This window comes from Rufibacter sediminis (genome assembly GCF_014269285.1).
Taxonomy (GTDB): Bacteria; Bacteroidota; Bacteroidia; order Cytophagales; family Hymenobacteraceae; genus Nibribacter; species Nibribacter sediminis.
This window is the reverse complement of the sequence record NZ_JACOAF010000012.1, coordinates 1-17,880: the sequence shown is the minus strand read 5'-3', so window position 1 is coordinate 17,880 and position 17,880 is coordinate 1. Positions and strand designations below refer to the sequence as shown.

At 50.3% G+C, this 17,880-nt stretch carries 17 protein-coding genes; 5 read left to right on the top strand and 12 right to left on the bottom strand.

Annotated elements, in window-relative coordinates; genetic code table 11:
* Window positions 1-107 precede the first annotated feature (107 nt).
* The 11 genes from asnB to mutM all read right to left on the bottom strand — a co-directional run bounded on the left by asnB (window position 108) and on the right by mutM (window position 10,158).
* Complete coding sequence (gene asnB, locus H7U12_RS05145; protein ID WP_186633972.1) at window positions 108-1,793, bottom strand: asparagine synthase B; 1,686 nt, start codon at window positions 1,791-1,793, stop codon at window positions 108-110.
* 130 nt (window positions 1,794-1,923) lie between these two features.
* Entirely contained in the window at window positions 1,924-2,352 is a 429-nt protein-coding gene (locus H7U12_RS05140; protein WP_186633969.1) for an ACT domain-containing protein, read from the bottom strand.
* Between the two features lie 150 nt (window positions 2,353-2,502).
* Window positions 2,503-3,000 (bottom strand): DinB family protein, encoded by a 498-nt coding sequence (locus H7U12_RS05135; protein ID WP_186633966.1) that lies wholly within the window; start codon window positions 2,998-3,000, stop codon window positions 2,503-2,505.
* 218 nt (window positions 3,001-3,218) lie between these two features.
* Window positions 3,219-3,956, bottom strand: a complete 738-nt coding sequence (locus tag H7U12_RS05130) for an SDR family oxidoreductase (RefSeq protein ID WP_186633962.1) — start codon at window positions 3,954-3,956, stop codon at window positions 3,219-3,221.
* 77 nt (window positions 3,957-4,033) lie between these two features.
* Window positions 4,034-4,600 carry a Crp/Fnr family transcriptional regulator gene (locus tag H7U12_RS05125; protein ID WP_186633959.1) on the bottom strand — a complete coding sequence of 189 codons (567 nt, stop codon included), beginning with the start codon at window positions 4,598-4,600 and terminating at the stop codon, window positions 4,034-4,036.
* A 201-nt stretch (window positions 4,601-4,801) separates the two neighbouring features.
* The gene (locus tag H7U12_RS05120; RefSeq protein ID WP_206683873.1) at window positions 4,802-5,518 is read right to left on the bottom strand and encodes an acetolactate decarboxylase; all 717 of its coding nucleotides are present in this window, start codon (window positions 5,516-5,518) and stop codon (window positions 4,802-4,804) included.
* A gap of 185 nt (window positions 5,519-5,703) precedes the next feature.
* Complete coding sequence (locus H7U12_RS05115) at window positions 5,704-6,624, bottom strand: helix-turn-helix domain-containing protein (protein ID WP_186633956.1); 921 nt, start codon at window positions 6,622-6,624, stop codon at window positions 5,704-5,706.
* A gap of 43 nt (window positions 6,625-6,667) precedes the next feature.
* Window positions 6,668-7,501, bottom strand: a complete 834-nt coding sequence (locus H7U12_RS05110) for an SDR family oxidoreductase (RefSeq protein ID WP_186633953.1) — start codon at window positions 7,499-7,501, stop codon at window positions 6,668-6,670.
* A gap of 184 nt (window positions 7,502-7,685) precedes the next feature.
* Complete coding sequence (locus H7U12_RS05105) at window positions 7,686-8,255, bottom strand: hypothetical protein (RefSeq protein ID WP_186633950.1); 570 nt, start codon at window positions 8,253-8,255, stop codon at window positions 7,686-7,688.
* Window positions 8,256-8,344: 89 nt separating this feature from the next.
* Window positions 8,345-9,127 (bottom strand): S1 family peptidase, encoded by a 783-nt coding sequence (locus H7U12_RS05100; protein ID WP_186633946.1) that lies wholly within the window; start codon window positions 9,125-9,127, stop codon window positions 8,345-8,347.
* A gap of 215 nt (window positions 9,128-9,342) precedes the next feature.
* Window positions 9,343-10,158 (bottom strand): DNA-formamidopyrimidine glycosylase, encoded by an 816-nt coding sequence (mutM, locus tag H7U12_RS05095; protein ID WP_186633943.1) that lies wholly within the window; start codon window positions 10,156-10,158, stop codon window positions 9,343-9,345.
* 467 nt (window positions 10,159-10,625) lie between these two features.
* Between mutM and H7U12_RS05090 the strand changes: the two genes are divergently transcribed.
* From H7U12_RS05090 to H7U12_RS05070, 5 genes are all read left to right on the top strand, one after another.
* Complete coding sequence (locus H7U12_RS05090; RefSeq protein WP_186633940.1) at window positions 10,626-11,171, top strand: YfiT family bacillithiol transferase; 546 nt, start codon at window positions 10,626-10,628, stop codon at window positions 11,169-11,171.
* Between the two features lie 109 nt (window positions 11,172-11,280).
* On the top strand, window positions 11,281-14,835 hold the full coding sequence (locus tag H7U12_RS05085) for a DUF7948 domain-containing protein (protein ID WP_186633937.1): 3,555 nt from the start codon (window positions 11,281-11,283) through the stop codon (window positions 14,833-14,835).
* Window positions 14,836-15,013: 178 nt separating this feature from the next.
* Window positions 15,014-15,499 carry a hypothetical protein gene (locus tag H7U12_RS05080; RefSeq protein WP_186633934.1) on the top strand — a complete coding sequence of 162 codons (486 nt, stop codon included), beginning with the start codon at window positions 15,014-15,016 and terminating at the stop codon, window positions 15,497-15,499.
* Between the two features lie 178 nt (window positions 15,500-15,677).
* Complete coding sequence (locus H7U12_RS05075) at window positions 15,678-16,238, top strand: hypothetical protein (RefSeq protein WP_186633931.1); 561 nt, start codon at window positions 15,678-15,680, stop codon at window positions 16,236-16,238.
* 134 nt (window positions 16,239-16,372) lie between these two features.
* The gene (locus tag H7U12_RS05070) at window positions 16,373-16,645 is read left to right on the top strand and encodes a (2Fe-2S) ferredoxin domain-containing protein (RefSeq protein WP_186633928.1); all 273 of its coding nucleotides are present in this window, start codon (window positions 16,373-16,375) and stop codon (window positions 16,643-16,645) included.
* 66 nt (window positions 16,646-16,711) lie between these two features.
* On the opposite strand, the gene H7U12_RS05065 is transcribed toward H7U12_RS05070, so the two are convergent.
* Entirely contained in the window at window positions 16,712-17,245 is a 534-nt protein-coding gene (locus tag H7U12_RS05065; protein ID WP_186633925.1) for a ferritin, read from the bottom strand.
* Window positions 17,246-17,880 lie beyond the last annotated feature (635 nt).

The window sequence follows — 17,880 nt, the reverse complement described above, 5'->3', positions numbered from 1 at the left end:
TGCTGTTTCAGTTATCTTTTCACGGCTTCCTTACTTCTGTAAACGAGAAACGCCACCCACGTGTGTAGTGGGTGGCGTTTCCATTTTGCTTACATCAGCTCCGTTGCTTATTGCGCTACTTCCGCCTTTTGATAAGCATCGGCATGGACGTTGGCGACGGCCCGGCCAGAGGGGTCGTTCATGTTCTTGAAGGACTCGTCCCACTCCAGGGCAATAGGCGTGCTGCATGCTACCGACGGCACTGATGGTACGGATAGCGCGGCGGCATCGCTGGGGAAGTGTTTGGAGAAGATGGAACGGTAGTAGAACTCCTCTTTGCTGGACGGCGGCTGAATAGGGAAGTACTCGCTGGCGTTGGCCAGTTGCTCATCGCTCACCTTGGTGTTGACCATGGCCTTGAGCGTGTCAATCCAGTTGTAGCCCACGCCGTCTGAGAACTGCTCTTTCTGGCGCCAGGCCACGCTGGCGGGCAGGTAGTCTTCAAACGCTTTGCGCAGCACCCATTTCTCCATGCGTTCGCCGTTGATCATCTTGTCCTGCGGGTTGATGCGCATGGCCACGTCCATGAACTCTTTGTCCAGGAATGGCACGCGCCCTTCAATGCCCCAGGCACACAGTGATTTGTTCGCGCGCAGGCAGTCATACATGTGCAATTTGTCCAGTTTCCGGACGGTTTCTTCGTGGAACTCGCGGGCGTTGGGCGCTTTATGGAAGTACAGGTAGCCGCCAAAGATCTCATCGGAACCCTCGCCGGAAAGCACCATTTTAATGCCCATGGACTTAATGGCACGCGCCATGAGGTACATGGGCGTAGAGGCCCGCACGGTGGTGACATCGTACGTCTCCAGGTGGTAGATCACGTCTTTGATGGCGTCAATGCCCTCCTGGATGGTGAATTTTATCTCGTGGTGCACGGTACCCAAATGATCGGCCACTTTCTGGGCGGCGGCCAAATCCGGAGAGCCTTCCAACCCGATGGCGAACGAGTGCAACTGCGGCCACCAGGCGGCTTCTTTGTCGTTGCTCTCTATCCGTTTCTCGGCGTATTTTTTGGCGATGGCCGAGGTGATGGAGGAATCCAGGCCGCCGGAGAGCAGCACGCCGTAGGGCACATCGCTCATCAACTGGCGGTGCACGGCGGCTTCCAGGGCTTCGCGCAGTTCCTGAATGCTGGTTTCGTTCTGGGCTACGTTCTCATATTCGCGCCACTCGCGGTCATACCATTTCTGGAAACCCTCTTCCTGGCTGGACAGGTAATGACCCGGCGGGAAAAGCTCAATTCTGGCGCACTTGCCTTCCAGGGCTTTCAGTTCTGAGGCCACGTAGAAGGTACCGTTCGCGTCCCAGCCAATGTACAGCGGAATAATACCCATGTGGTCCCGGGCAATCAGGTAGGCGTCATTCTCCAGGTCATAGAGGGCAAACCCGAAAATGCCGTTGAGGTCGTCTAAGAATTTGCTTCCTTTCTCTTTATATAGCGCCAGAATGACTTCACAGTCTGATCTGGTCTGGAAATTATAGTCAATGGTGAGTTTTTCTCTGAGTTCTAAATGGTTGTAGATTTCTCCGTTGGCGGCCAGCACCAACTTACCATCTTCGCTGAACAACGGCTGTTTCCCGGAGGTAGGGTCCACGATGGCCAGGCGCTCATGCGCCAGAATGGCCTTCTCGCTACTGAAAATCCCACTCCAGTCCGGACCACGGTGCCGTATACATTTAGCCATCTCCAGTAACTGAGGCCGTAATGCTTCAGCAGGTTCCTTTAAATCAAAAGCACAAACAATTCCACACACAATACTTGAATTTAAGAGTTACGATTACCAAATATCGTAGTAAAATTCTTAATTCAAATAAATATTCGCAAAGTTTTTACTTTTTACTTAGCAAATATTTAAAACAACACTTCTTTGCTTGCTTACTTTGCTATGAAACTGACGAAAGTTCATCTGAATTCGCATTTCCAGTCGACAGCCCGGTGAGCACCCGCATGGCTTCGGCGGCGTGCTGCTGGTTTACAAAAATATGATCGTGGTAATAGGCGGCCACCACGTTGCAGCTGATCCCGTGTTTTGCCAGTGTTTTTGAAAAAACGGCCGTTAAACCCACCGCCTCCAGCGACGAATGCACGGACAGAGTAATCCAGGCAGCAATGAAGGAGTACGCCAGTTGGAGACGATCGGCGACATCTTTCTTCAAGATGACGGTGGTCCCCTCGCCTTCCCGGAACATCATGAGGACTTCCGCCAGGTCGAGCTCTGCCATGTCTTGCACAACGCAGAAGACATACGCCCCTGGGTTCAGCCTGGGCTCCAAGGTCCTGAGCATTTTAGCTAAATCTGTTTCGCCGGTCATTTTCGTTTTTTGCTCTTTAAACGCAAAAGTACAGGCGGGCTGTTGTCATGACGGGTTCTATGCCAAAGCATCCCCTTTTGCCTTGCTGCTTTGAGACGAGCCCGCAGGTGCCGTCGCTTGAAGGGAGAGCATCCAGACGGGGTTGGCACTTCAGGAGAGCGCGGGGCTTGAGCTCGTTTCTGCCGTCTGGGGCAACAGCTTTTTCAATAAGACAATCTGCCCCAGATGGTAATGCGTGTGTTCAATAATGCCCTGGATGTTCCGGTAGTAGGTTCCGTATTTCTCCTCCACAAAAGTTTCCCAGAGTTTGGCTTCCGGCAGCTGCTCAATCAGGAGCGCCGCGGCCTCGGTCTCTTCCCACACGTTCGCCAACAAACTTTCCCAGGCTTCCGCCGAGTGGATGGGCGGGTGCTCAAAACTGTCTTTGTCGCGGGCGGTGAGCGGCTCTGCCCTCAAGACCTGCAGCAGGGCACTTATATAGTAATGGGAGTGGTACACCAGGGCCGCAATGGTATTCAGGGAGCCCACGCGGGCGGTGGCTTGCTGCCAGGTGACGTCAGTGACATGCTCCTTCAAGGCAGATTCTGTCCAATTCCCTCCAAAAAAAACTTCCCTGACGTGTTGGGCGAGTTGCTGTGGTACATTCATGTTGAGCAGGTGCAAGGTTAAGGATACAGTTTTCGGTTTGGTGCAGCAGAGGCAATGGTCACCGGTTACTTCTTCTCAGGCATCCAGGAGAAAAGCATTGCCGCAGTGCTGCTTCAAAACACAGGCGATCAATCTAACAGGAAGATACACAAAAGGGCTGACGATGAATGAACCTCGTCAGCCCTTTTGTGGCAGCACTTTGTGGGGAGCGGCTTTTCTTACCAGGGAATCTCGCCGGTTTCCGGATTGCTTTCTTCGCTGAAGAATTTGCCAGTGGGGCCGTTTTGGTCAATCAGGGCGTATTTTACGATGCGTTTTCCGGCTTCCTCCACGTCACCTCCCATATAGTTCGTGAAATCAGTTTTGGTGTAGCCTGGGCAAACGGCATTCACTTTGAAAGCGGTGCCGCGCAACTCATACGCCAGATGGACCGTGTACATGTTCATGGCAGACTTTGAAGCTGCATACACCGCATACTTGGCATAGTCATACGGAGGCCAGGCCGGGTTGCTCTGGAGCGTCAGGGAGCCCACGCTGGTACTTACATTTACAATTCTGGGCTCCCCCGATTTCTGCAACAGCCCCAGAAAGGTTTGGGTAACGCTTACAACGCCATATACATTAACGGCAAAGACTTCTTTATACTGATCAATGCCTGTCTCCTGAGCGCTTTGGGGCACCATTCCACTGATGCCGGCATTGTTGATCAGCACATCCAGATGCCCCCGCTCCTCTTCTATCACCTTCTTAGCAGCTGCCAGCGTGGCGGGATTGGTGACGTCTAATTCAATCGCTTTGACATTTTCAAAGCCCTGAGCGTTTATTTCCTGTACAACTTCTCTCCCTTTTTCAATATCTCTACTGCCTACATAAACAAACAGTCCTTCTCTCACAAGTTGTTTCGCGGTTTCCAGGCCAATGCCTTTGTTGGCTCCGGTAATTAACACTGATTTCATTTCTTGCTTTCGTTAAGTTGACACGCAAAATTGTCTCGTCAAGAAATGGAATCGTTTACCAAATGGTAAATAGTGGTTTAGCGGATGCTTTTTCTGATTCTACTCAAAGACTGTTGGGTTACGCCCAAATAGGAAGCAATGTAGGCCAACGGGACACGATTCATCAGCGATGGGTAATTGGCTATAAATTCCAGGTAGCGGGTAGTGGCATCTTGTGAAATCACCGGGCCTTTTCTGGATTTCTGGAACATACACAGTTGAACCATCTTATTTTTCATGTTGTCCCAACCCACAATAGCCCGGGAAAGCTCTTCCCAGTTCGGTTTGGAAAACACCATGAGCCTGCAAGCAGTACTGGCCTGCAGGTATTCTGAGGAGGCTGTATTCGCCTCAAAATTCATGTAATCAACCACTAGGCTATTCTCACTGATAAAGCAGCGGGTAATTTCTTCCCCTTTGCTATTGTAATAGTATCCCCGCATCACCCCCTCCACCAGGAAACCAACCTGGGCGGGAATTCTTCCTGCTTCAGAAAAGTAGTCGCCTTTTGGCAATTGTCTCTCTATGGCCTTTTCTTTAATGAGGTCAATCTGTTGTTGGCCCAGGCTTCCAAACTGCAAAATAAATTCAATCAACTGCTCCATGAGTGTAAGTTATACAAAGCCTATTTCCAGGAATCTATCATTAAAAAAGAGCATTACCCATGAGGATTTCGGATTTGGCATGAGGGACGATTTCCATCATTGATCCCCATGCGGAAGATCAATATATAGCAAACTATATATACGCCTAGCCGGCACTACCTATGGTCTTTTCTAAGCCCGTTTCACACCTTCCTTATTCTTTCATTCTGCCGGCAAATACAGCTTAACTGTGCCTTTCTTAAAAAGCACTTGGTCTAAATGCCCCATTTGCTGTCGGTCATCTGTTATTAAGTGCATATGCAAGAACGTGTCATGGTGCGTTAAAATGGCCTTGTGCTGGGTGGAGAAAAAGCCGATGATGTCTGATGATTTGTTTTTCAGTCCATAATTTTTCTGCCCTTGGTGTGCTTCATCGGGCGAACTAACCTTTGAACCTTTCGGCAAATTCACGACATGGATTGTGGCCTCTGCCACTGTTCCTGAAAGCTTAAACATAAAGGGCCTCGGCGATGTCTTGGTAACTTTATCAAGGTACCGTTCAAGCTGTTGCATCGTCTGAATGCTGTCAGGCAAGGTCTGCTCTCTCCATTTGGCGATGTTTGCATAACCAAAAAAGGGCGCTTTGATGTCATAGGTTTCTTCCACTTTCATTTTCGTATCAGACACCACGGTAGATTTGTAGGCTTTGCCGTCAATGATCAGAATTTCGCCCGCTAAATACTCAACCGGCCCCAGCCCGTATAGCTTCTTCTTATCGGCGATGGTGTCAAGGTGTATGTTGCCATGAAGTTGCCCTTTCCACATCACATTCTTCATTTGCCCAACCACTTTTACTTTGTTGCCCGGCTGTTGGGCGTTTACACTGCAAATGGCCAGCAGCCAACTTGCCAGACCTATAAATGCGATTTTAAATTTCATGATTGCAATTTACTCAAATGAGTCCAGTATCGCTTGACAACAGCCTATAACGTACTGTGGCTAAGCGGCGATTGGGAAAGTTTACTTGCTTTATATTTGCTTGCTAATTATCGGTAAAAAAAGTGACAGATTTCTATCTGGATACAACCCGACTGGCGTTTAGCTTGTGTTAGCGGAAGCAGGATTTAATTAAAGGACTGCCGGTACTCTAAAGGCGAAAAGTTGGTTTTTCTTTTAAATAATTTATGAAAAGATTGCGGGTACTCAAAGCCAAACTGAAAAGCTATTTCGCCTACAGACAAATTGGTAGACACCAGCATTTCCTTGGCTTTTTCGATTAAGCGGTCATAAATATGTTGCTGCGTACTTTGCCCGGTAAGCGTCCGGAGCATATCGCTTAAATAATTAGGTGACAAATGCAACTGGTCGGCAATATCCTGCACCGTGGGCAGGCCTGACTGCTGCAATTTTTCACTGCTGAAATAATCAGCCAGAATAGTTTCCAATTTTACCAAAAGTTCGTTACTGGCGGTTTTACGCGTAATAAATTGCCGATGATAAAACCGGTTGCAATGATTCAGCAGTAATTCTATTTGCGACACAATTATATCCTGGCTAAAACCATCAATAGAGGTGTTATATTCTTTGTGAATGCCCTGCATAATTGTATCAACTACTATTTCTTCACTTTCTGACACATACAAGGCCTCGTTTACTGCGTAGGAAAAAAAGTTATACGTATTCAGCCTTTGTGCTAAGGGGTAACCCCTGATAAAATCCGGGTGCAGTACGAGCCACCAGCCTTCTAACTTTAAGCCCGGGTCAAAATCAGTGGTTATGATTTGATTGGGGGAGAAGAATGTCATCACACCTTCGTCAAAATCATAGTAATTCTGGCCATATCGCATTTTTCCGGCAAAGTTCTTCTTTAAGGCAATGCAGTAAAAATGGTAACTTACGCTTTTAAGCTTTTCGTTAGAATAGCAGGATATCTTACTAAAGTCGATGACACTAATTAAAGGATGTTTTGGTTTTTCAATTTCCAAAAGTCGGTGCAGTTCCGCAATAGATTTTATAGGATGAGGTAAATTTCCGGTTCTTTTCATATCATAAAATTAAAAAAGCGGGACAAAATAGCCCGCTTTTGCCTTAATCGAAATTAGTTGATAAAGTTAAGTGCTTCCAGGTTTCTATTTCCTGTTTCTCCTGGGCTCTATGATTGGTTATCAGTTCATACGTATCTGGCCCTAATAACAGGTGTAGGGGCGGAGTAGGTAGTTGGGTAATATCATACAAAATATTTACCAGCTTTTCGGGGTCGCCCATTTGCTGACCACTAAAGCTGCGCCACATGGCTTCGGCCTCGGCTACTTTGTAAACATCTATTTTGTTTTTAGTAAAGGTTAAAGAGCCTTCGTCCATAAAATTAGTGCGGAACTGGCCGGGCGCCACTACGGTTACTTTTACGTTAAAGGGCTGGGCCTCCAGGTGCAAGGCTTCGGATAGGCCAATAACGGCAAATTTTGCGGCATTGTAACTGGCCGCATTAGCATACCCAACATAACCGGCATTGGAAGAAATATTAATAATGTGCCCGGATTGCTGTTTCCTAAGGTAAGGCATTACCGCCCTTATTACATTCACCGTCCCGAATAAGTTGACATCCATGGTTTTCCGGAACTCTTCATCCGTTACTTCTTCCATGCTGCCTACCAACGAATACCCGGCGTTGTTTACTACCACATCTAGCTTCCCGAATTTTTCAATACTGCGGTTTACGGCATCTTTTACTTCGGCATCAGAAGTAATATCTACCTGCAGGGGCAAGAAATTTTCGTTGTTTTCGCCTATGCTTTTACTTAAACTTTCTGTGTTCCGGGAAGTTGCCACTACTTTGTCACCTTTTGCCAAAACCAATTTTGTTAGAGCCAATCCTAATCCTTTAGATGCTCCGGTAATAAACCATGCTTTTGCGCTGTCCATTTTTTTTATTTTTAGTACAAGGCAAAATTCGGCACAAAAGATTGGCAATAAGTATCCAAATCTCAGCAATAAGTATCCTTCTTACTGGTTGTGGTTTAAGTAAATGAATTGATATTCTTATTGCCGCTAACGTCTTGGCTAAAAATCGTCTACTGCTTTTTAGGTGTTATTGAGCTTAGTTTTTCTATTTCCATGGCTGCCAATCATGGTCAATCTTCTTAACTCCTTCCAATACTTGTCCAAAATCTAAAGAAATGTCAGCATCATTATATTCACCCATATCATATGCTAAGAATAGACATAGGAGAAGTAATTCATCCTCATCACTGTTCGCAACCACATACGCACGGTCATTTTCAAACAGGTTAACCGCTCTCTTGTCGTATCGAGCTACCTGCTTTTCATTTTTGAAGAGAGACCTTTTATGTCCTCTATGTCGATAAAAAGCGTATTGATGGTTTTGATATTCAAATTCCCAGTAACCTTTTGAATAATTTTTAACTGTGATTTCTATTATAGTTGATTGCTCAGTAAAATCGATGATATAAGTTGCCTTAGACGTCCGATTTAGACCTGGAAACCAAATACTGTTCCCAATTCTTACAGATGCCGCTACTTCACCTGCTGGGTTAAATACTTCTGTGTATCCAGATTTAAAGAAAAAAGAACGGTAGCGACCTTTATACATAGGCTCTTCAACGCCCTTTTTATAAAAAGTATATTTGGAACCCTTTTGGACTATATCTAATCTCATAATCTAAATTAAGCTCAACGGTCTCGTGCATGAGACGTGCGAGGCTGAAGCCGTAGCATGGCTTATGCACCTTGTTATGCACTGGCTTTTTATAAGTGATCAAAGAAGTCCTTGATTTGGTCAAGTTCATATGCCAAACCAATACCAACATTCGATGAACGCTGTATCTCTTTTGATGTGATTTTCATCTGATTTTGACTTACTATTAAAGCTTCAACAGGGTCAACTCCACTCATTGACATCATTCCTTTCGCAACATTCAGTACTTTTATATTGTTGTCAAATGTTTTGATCAAATCATCGAATGCGTTAGTAAGTCCAGTATGTTTTCTTGTCACAATTCCCACTACCCGATTGTTGTCAACATTAATGAGTGGCCCGCCTGAATTTCCATGATTCACGCTTGCGTCAATCTGCATGTATTTGACTCCTGCTTTGGTATATTTAGATGATAAGAGGCCCTGTTTTATAGATAAGTTTGTTTGATCAAACTGAAACCCTAAAACTGCTATTTTACCTCCAATCTGGATTTTTGAAGAATCAGAAAGTGTTAAAGATGGTATTGTAGAAAATTCCGTATCATTTAATGAAAGAATTGCAAAGTCCCAAGAATGTTCAGGCATACCTGTTTGAAGCCGACCTTGGAATTCTTGATAACTTAAGATTTTGGAAAACTTTGTAGAATTTCCATCAATATTCACAAATCTTAATTCTACTGATGAAGCACCTGAGGCTTGAAATACATGATTATTGGTTACTAAGAAATTGTTGACCTTAAATCCTGTACCAGATCCTATTTTTTGGTTTAACTGATTAAAAAAGCTAATTGAGCAAATTGAGGAATAACAGTTGGTCCAAGTATCTCTATACATTTTTCTATTTTTTTAGCTTGTGCATAACTATCGTATAAACGCACTCTTACGCTTATGCGCCCTATAGCTTAGCCTAAACATACAGTTTTTCGCCGAAATCAACAGATAACCGTAACTGCGCTACTGAATATACTATATTCAGAGAACAGGATAGAACAACCATGTCCTGCTTTTACTCGCTTTACGAACCGTGAGCAATCCAGAGCACTTTGGCTTTAGACCTGGCAAGTTGGGCAAAAATAGGTGGCGCGGCCACCCACGTACTTCTTCTGGATGAGGGTCTGGCACCGGGGGCAGTGCAAATGGGCGTCTTTGGTGGCCGAGGCGGGTGCGTCGTCCCATTCGCGGGCATGGATGAGGTAGTGCGAGGGGAAATCGCGGTAGATGGCCTCGGCGGCGATGGCGGTTTCCAGCACCTCCCGGATGGCCGTGGCCAGTCGGTCAATTTCGGCGGGCTGTAGGGAGTCGGCGGGGCGTTCCGGCTCCAGCTGGGCCTGAAACAAAACTTCATCGGCAATCCAGTTGCCCACGCCGGGGGCAATGCGCTGGTCCAGCAGCAGGGGCTTGATCGCCGATTTCTTTTTGGCCAGCCCTTGCGTGAGTTCTTCGGTGGAGAGGGTGAGCGCATCAGGACCGAGTTTCTTCTGCCGCCGGAACGCGTCCACACTCGGGGCCAAGCCGATTCGGCCAAACTTCCGGGAGTCAATGAACGCAAACCGGAAACCGTTTTCAAAGTGAAACACGGCCCGGGCGAAGCGTGGCGTATCGGCGTCATCGCGGTAGAAAGCCACGTCACCGGTCATCCCGAAGTGCATGGTCACCACTGTTCCCTTCGCCGTCAAAAGAAAAAGCTGTTTGCCCACGCGCTGGGTGCCGGTAAACTGATCTCCGCGCAAAGTTCTCCTGAACTCGTCCAGGTCTACGGTCAGCTGCCGTTTGGGGTCTTGCACGTCTACGTCGGCAATGGGCAGGTACAAGCTGGTCTCGTCAATAAAGCGGCGGTACGTTTCTACCTCGGGTAACTCAGGCATGGGAAAAGCAATTGCGTTTTGGGCCTGTTTTCAGCAAACCAATGCGAAAACAGCACCTGTCCTACAACCGTTGGCGCCCAGACATTGTTGCGCCAGCGGTACACTTTCATTCCGTACGCAGTCCCGTGCCGCCAAGATCAACGCTGCCATCGGCTTTACGCCCGCCCCGCCCTTCTTTGCGATGTTCATTCTATTAGTCGTGAAAATTTCCTGGCCGGAAGGCAAAACAACACCCGCTGTTCTGTGCAGCAATTTCCTGAACAGGATAATACCGCCGGAAAGACGTTACCACAACATTGATCAGAAGTCAGTACTGCTACAGGGTTTCAAAGGAATGACCGTTCCGCCCGGCCTTTATAAAGCGCCTGAGGCAGACTTGTTTGGGGGCAGTTTCAAAAATAGAGGCCAAAAACGCAGCCAAGAACGGTGCATTTCGTTAGATTTGTTAAGACTAGTTCTGTATCTGCATGGAAACATCAACTTTACCCCTGGAACTTTTACGCTACCCCCTGGGACGATATGAGGCCCCGCCTCTGTACGGGTCTGCATTTGTCAAACAATCCCTCACCAGCCTGGAGGCCCTGCCGGCCAAATTGCGGGCGGCGGTGCATCCGCTGTCAGACGAGCAGCTGGACACCCCCTATCGCCCCGGCGGCTGGACCCTGCGCCAGGTAGTGCACCACGTCGCCGATAGCCACATCAATGCCTACACCCGCTTCCGGCTGGCCCTCACCGAGGATATTCCCGTGATTAAACCGTACCAGGAGTCTCCCTGGGCGTACCTGCACGATGCTCACTGGGCAGACCCGGCCCTTTCGCTGCAACTCCTGGAGGCGCTGCACCAGCGCTGGATCATCCTGCTCCGCTCGCTCTGCATGGAAGAATGGCACCGTTCCTTTTACCATCCTGAGAGCGGCGAGGTCTATTTGTTTCAGGCGGCGGGCATGTACGCCTGGCACGGCGAGCACCACGTGGGGCATATTGATTCCTTAAAACAGAGGATGGGCTGGTAATTGGGTTTTCTGCCTCTTTTTTTGAAATCCTCCTTAAAACAAGCGGCGGCCAGCAGCAGATTTATAGGAAAATTTAGCTTATTTTAGTCAGAAGTTTCAATTTCTGACGATGACCCTGCCTGCTCCCCTATTTGTCTTTTCTGCCTTCTGGACCCTGCTGGAATTCTTTCTGGGAACTGCCAGTCCAGCGCCCGCACCTGTTGCCCCTACGCCCGCGCCCGCGGTAGTTTCCGCCCGCAATTCCGCCCCAGACTCCCGCACGCTGGAGTTTGTGGAGAACGAGGGGCAATGGCCTAAACAGGTGTCGTACGCGGCAGACATTGCGGGCGGCAAAATGTTTCTGCAGCCTACCGGTTTTGTCTATGTCCTGCGCGACCCAACGGCGGTTAGCCAACACGGCCACTCACCGGAAGCAGACGCGGCCACGCAACGGACCACTTCCGCCTCCAAGCGGATCAGAAGCCATGCCTATTCCGTCACGTTTGAAAATGCGAACGCCGCGCCGGCTTTGCAGGGGCAGGAAATAACCCCTGGCACCCGGAACTACTACCTTGGCAAGGACCCCAAAAAGTGGGGAAAAGGCGCCCGGGGCTTCCGGCAGGTGCAATACAAGAGCCTCTACAAGGGCGTAGACATGGCCTTGTATGAACAGGGAGGCCAGCTGAAATATGACCTCCACGTTGCGCCCGGCGCATCTCCTGCCCAGATCAAACTCAACTACACCGGCGCCAACCTGTCTTTAGAGAACGGCAACCTGCGCGTGGAAACCTCGGTGGGTCACCTCACCGAGCACAAACCGGTGGCGTATCAACTGGTGCAGAACCAACGCGTGGAAGTAAAGTGCCAGTACCAACTCAACGGCCAGCGCCTTTCCTTTCAGTTTCCCGATGGCTATGACCAACAGCTCCCGCTAGTGATTGACCCAGTCGTGGAATTCTCCTCCTTCACCGGCTCCACCGCCGACAACTGGGGCTACACCGCCACCTATGACAGCCAGGGCAACATGTATTCCGGAGGAATTGTCTCCAGCATCGGGTATCCGGTGACCACGGGCGCGTTCGATGAGAATTTCAACGGCAACTGGGACATAGCCATCATCAAATACGACACCAAAGCGATTGGCCCGGCGGCCCGGCTCTACGCCACCTATATTGGAGGCGCAAGCACCGAGACACCGCACAGCCTGGTGGTGAACGCCGCAGATGAGCTCATTGTGCTGGGCACGACCAGTTCAGCAGATTACCCCACCTCTGTGAACGCAGTCAGCCGCAACTTCAAAGGCGGAGAGTCCATTTCTCCGTTGGGCTCCGGAGGAAACCCCGTGTATGATTTCGGATCTGATCTGGTCATCACCCGCCTCAGCAGCAACGGAGACGCATTGCTGGCTTCCACGTTTTTAGGCGGCACCCACAACGACGGGCTTCTATCCAAGCTCCCTACCCCTACCACCCCATCGCTGGTGCAAAACTACGGAGACCAGTACCGCGGCGACATCATTACAGACCCAAACGGCAACATCTACATCGCCTCCAACACCTCCTCCGCTGACTTTCCGGCCCGGAACGGGTTTCGGTCGCAACAGCACGGCGGCACCCATGACGCAGTGGTCTGCAAACTTTCCCCAGACCTGAGCCAGGTGCTCTGGGCCAGCTATTACGGTGGAGCCGGCATTGACGCTGCGTATTCCATTCAGTTAGACCAGAACCGGCAGGTGTACGTCTGCGGCGGAACCACCAGTGCGTCACTGCCCGGCACCGCCAACGGCATGAAACCTATCTCGGGCGGAAACACCGATGGCTTTGTGCTCAAGATTAACAACACCGGCACGGCCATTATGGGAGCCACCTTCATGGGCACTCCGGCCTATGACCAAACGTATTTCCTCCAATTAGACGCCGCCAACAGCGTGTATCTGTTTGGCCAGACCTTAGGCGATTACCCTGTGACCAGGGGCACCTACCGCAACAACAACGGGCGGCAGTTTCTGCACAAGCTGAGCAATGACTTGTCCACCACGGTCTGGTCTACCGCTTTTGGCTCCGGCCGAAACACCATTGATATTTCGCCCACCGCTTTTCTGGTAGATGACTGCCAACGGATTTATATCTCGGGCTGGGGCGGCACCAACAACGCGGGCGTCTACGGCAACGGAACGGTCAACGGACTGCCTACCACCCCGGGAGCGGCCCAGACCGTTACCGATGGCGGCGATTTCTACCTCATGCAATTGGGCACAGATGCGAGCCAACTCCTCTACGCCACTTTTTTTGGCGGGTACCAGGGCATATCCGGTGGAAGCTACGAACACGTAGACGGCGGCACCAGCCGCTTCGATAAGAAAGGCTATGTTTACCAGGCGGTGTGTGGCGGCTGCCAGGGAAGGTCCAATTTCCCCTTTCCGCCCGGGGCGAATTACTACTCCAGAATCAACAACAGCCTCAACTGCAACAACGCCGCCTTTAAGTTTGACTTCGCGGAAGAGCTGCGGGCAGATGCCGGCCCAGATCAGGAAATCTGCGTAGAGGGTCCCGCGCTTAGGATGGAGGGCTCGCCCAGTGGCGGCGTATGGTCCGGTGATGGCGTCACTATGATCGGTGGCCGGTATTACTTCACCCCCGCTCCTGCCCTGATAGGCGACCGCACGCTCACGTATACCGTTACCGGCACTGGGGCCTGCTCCATTGCCAATACCATGATCCTGAAGGTGCTTCCGCCGGAGCCGCACACGCTTACCATGCCAGATACTATCTTCTGCGTCAACTCCACGGCAGTAGTACCGTTGACGGCTTCTCCGGCAGGGGGCGTTTTCTCCGGCAAAGGCGTATCAGGGGCCACTTTCACCCCGGCTACCGCTGGCGTGGGCAAACACGTGATTACCTACATAAACGATGGCCTGAACGGGAGTTGTGGCGCTGTGACCCAAACCGTAGAAGTGATTTCCTCTACCCTTAACCTGGGCCCTGACACCACGCTATGCCCGGGCAGCATGGTGCCTTTTCAGTTACGGGCTAACATAGCGGGCGGCACCTGGAGCGGCCCTAACATCTCATCTTCTGGTATGTTCACCCCACCGGCGGGTTTCTCTGGCTCCGTCAATGTGACGTATTCCATTACGCAGCCCTGTCCGGCTACGGGGACCAGGAAAATAACCGTACTCCCCCCTCCTTCCATGGAAGCCCATCTGGCAAATGCCTGCGCAGATAATCCTGACATCTCGGGTTACGCGCCGTTCAACGCCACTTTTGCCAACGGCACCACCAACGCCAGCAGCTTTACCTGGCAGTTTGGCGACGGAACCCAATCTAATGAGACAGCCCCTCGGCACCTGTACCAGACGCCGGGCAATTATCAGGTCACGCTGGTGGCCACGTACGGGAACGGCTGTCAGGAAATACTGGAAGTAGGCGAAGTAGTGGTGAAGCCTCCGTTCATCCCCAACATTTTCACCCCGAACGGCGATGGCAAGAACGACACCTTCGTGCAGCATTTCAGTTGCTTGCCCACCGAGATCATTGTCTACAACTTATGGGGAAAACAGATTTTCCAGCAGAAAATCTACAACCAGAAGTGGGATGGCGGCGACCTCTCAGAAGGCACGTATTTCTACATCCTGAAAGACACCGACGGCAACACCGCCAAAGGCTGGGTGGAGATTCTGAAATGACCCGGTTTCCTCTCCGCCCATAGGGGAAACCGGCTTTTTCCCTGTCTCTCTACTGACCTTCCTCCGCTCGTTGTCTGGATTTTACTTGCTGCCCATGCGTTTTATTTTCACCCTCTTCCTTTTTTGTTCTTGCGTTATTTTTACCGGTTGTGGAGATGAATTCCTGGAAGACCCGGCCATGACCGCCCAGATAAACGGACGGGCTTTTACCGCCTGCACCAATCTGGAGGGAAGCAAAATCCCCACGCCCACCTTGCCCAAGAACAACCTGGAAGTGACGTATGACGCGGGCAACGGGCGGTTGGTCATTAGGGGCACCGATAGCTGCAATGACTCCATCAAAAGCCTTCACCTGGACATCTGGGACGTACGCGGCACGGGCAGTTACCTTCTGCAACAGCAATCTACCCTGTACTACAACTTAGACAACACGCCCGGGAGCGGGGCTGGCAGTAATGGGGCGCTCCAGTACCTGGGCCGCCACCCCGCCAATACGCCCGGCATTTTCTCCACCGGTCCGCAGCACACGGGAACGTTCACCGTCACGGCGTTTGACCTGGGGCAAAGACGCTTCTCCGCGAATTTCGAGTTGGATGTTTACAGTGCGTTTTCCGGTAAAGTCATCCAAATCAGGGAAGGTCGTTTGAACAATGTCTCGTTTTAGCGCGGCTCCGTGGCTTCTGTTTTGGGCTTGTTTTTAGGATTTCGGGCCTAAAACGTGGCTCGGCAGGTTACTTTCGTTTCTCTGGAAAGTAGGCGCAGGAACTTCCCGGAAAAACGAACTCTTCTATTCCCGGCATAGTTTTAATACTTTTAGAACTTTATCTTATTTCAAACATACTATGTCAGCACGCAGTAGACGCACCTTAGGCGTTCCTACTTTCCCTTTGCCTATATCGGGGCAGTTCATGCCGGCCATTCTCCTGATCATTGTGGGGTTGGGCCTTCTTATTTTCAAGAACCTCACCCAGAAGGTGAAGCAGGCGCAGGATCTGGTGGTGAAGGAAGGAACCTTTATCAATTACTCTTTCAAGAAAACGCCCGAAGGCGAGCGAGACTACGGCATCTGGCTCAAGGAATTCGCTGAGCGGTTTGAGCTTTCGGGCCAAGAGGAGGCCAACTTTGACACCGCTGCCTTCAGGTCCGCCATCAAGCCCGGCGACCGGCTGCGCGTGGAGTACAGCAACCGCGAAGATGTGCTGGAGAACGGCGGCGTCCGGAAACTGTACGGCTTAACGGCTCCTGCCAAAAACCTCACGTTCTTCCTAGGCAAAGACCTTGTCGCCAAGGAAAACAGCGGGGTGCTGGCCTACTCCATCTACGGGTTTCTGGCCCTGGGCATTTTGCTCTACATCTGGCAGCTCTATAAAGCACAGCGGCAACGCAACGCCTACGAAGACTAACGTTTCAGCTGGTTTGTTTTGAGGCTGTTTTTCAGAAACGGGCTCAAAAACAGACGCACGCAAGTGGCCAAGGCGGGAAAGACAGCTAATCTGGCTGCCTTCCGTACAACCCAAGAGAGAGCATTCACGCAGTTATGAGCAAATACCCAACCAACCCGCGCCAAGTGATTTACGCTTGCGGCAGCGGCAAATGCCAGAAACGCGGCGGCAAAGAGATCCGCAAAACCATGCGCGACCAGCTGAAGATGGCTGGCCTGAAAGACGAAGTGGAAATCATCAAAACCGATTGTACCGACCGCTGCAAACACGGCCCTATTTTCAGCATCCAGCCCCAGAACCTCTGGCTGCATGACATGACCGAATCTCAGATTCTGGAGGTTTTCCGGGAGCAGGTGCTGGGCAAATAAACGAAGAACCCCTCAGGCTTACAGGCGTGAGGGGTTCTTTTTTAAACTAGAAGTTTTTGGGAAAGGTTATTCGCCGTCGTTGTCGTACTTGATTTTACGCACGTTTTTGTCAATCTCCCAACGCCCGGTGCCTTCTTCGCCAATCACGTCAAACAGTTCCAGGGCGCGGCGGGCGACATACTCCTCCTCTACCTGCTCTTTCAGGAACCACTGCAGAAACTGGAACGTCATGAAATCGCGGGACTTCATGCATTGGTCGGCCAGGCGGTTGAATTGCTGGGTCACAAAAATCTCCTGTTGCAGCGCCTTTTCAAACACATCACGGAAAGAATCGAACTCCTGCGGAATGTTCACCACTTCCGGCGAGATGGAATGGCCGCCCAAATCACTCACAAAGTTGAAAAGCTTAAGCATGTGCTCGCGCTCTTCGTGTGACTGTTTCATGAAGTAATCGGCGCTGTAATCAAAACCCTGGCGGTTGCACCAGCTAGACATGGCTAAATACGTGGCCGAGGAATGGGCTTCTACTTTTATCTGTTCGTTTAAGAGCGTCTCAATTTCCTCTGAAAGAGAGGTACGCAGTCTCAATAAATCTTTCATGGTAAGTATCTCTGTTATGCAGGCTCTGCTTTGCGTAAGCGCCTTAACTCAAATATACCGGTAAAAGCCATTATTGGTTCTTCAAACCCGGCCATTTGGGGTAATACAGATTCAGTCTAAATTCATAGATGCACGCCGCTTTAAAAGGTATTCGTTAAGCAGAAGCCCGTCTGTTTCAAGGCTGTTTTCAGAAAAGGAGGGCAAAGATGTAACCACCCCCAGCCCCTCCTAAATTAGGAGGGGAGCTTTTGCTCTTGCTGCTTTCTCGGCCTGCTTTTCAGAAATCAGCCTTGAAACAGAACCCACCTCACCCCTCCCAGGAGGAGAATTCTCCCACCAACTATTTTACTTTTTCCCGTCCGCAGGACAATACAGGCATTGCAGCGGCTCCAAACCCTACTCAGCCATTGCGCTGTCTCGGCGCTGGGCCGCATGCGTAGCCCAGTGTTGAGATAGCACACGCACGAACGTCACCAGCAGCAATGCCCTACGCTCCCTATGAAACTGAGGACGGCTGCCAGGTGGTACCTTTTACTGAAGAAAAGATTGTCTGAGCGTCAGCGAGTTTCTTTTCTTCATGATTCTTTTGGTTACTTTTCTCATCCAGGAGAAAAGTGACAAACGCGGGCAGACCG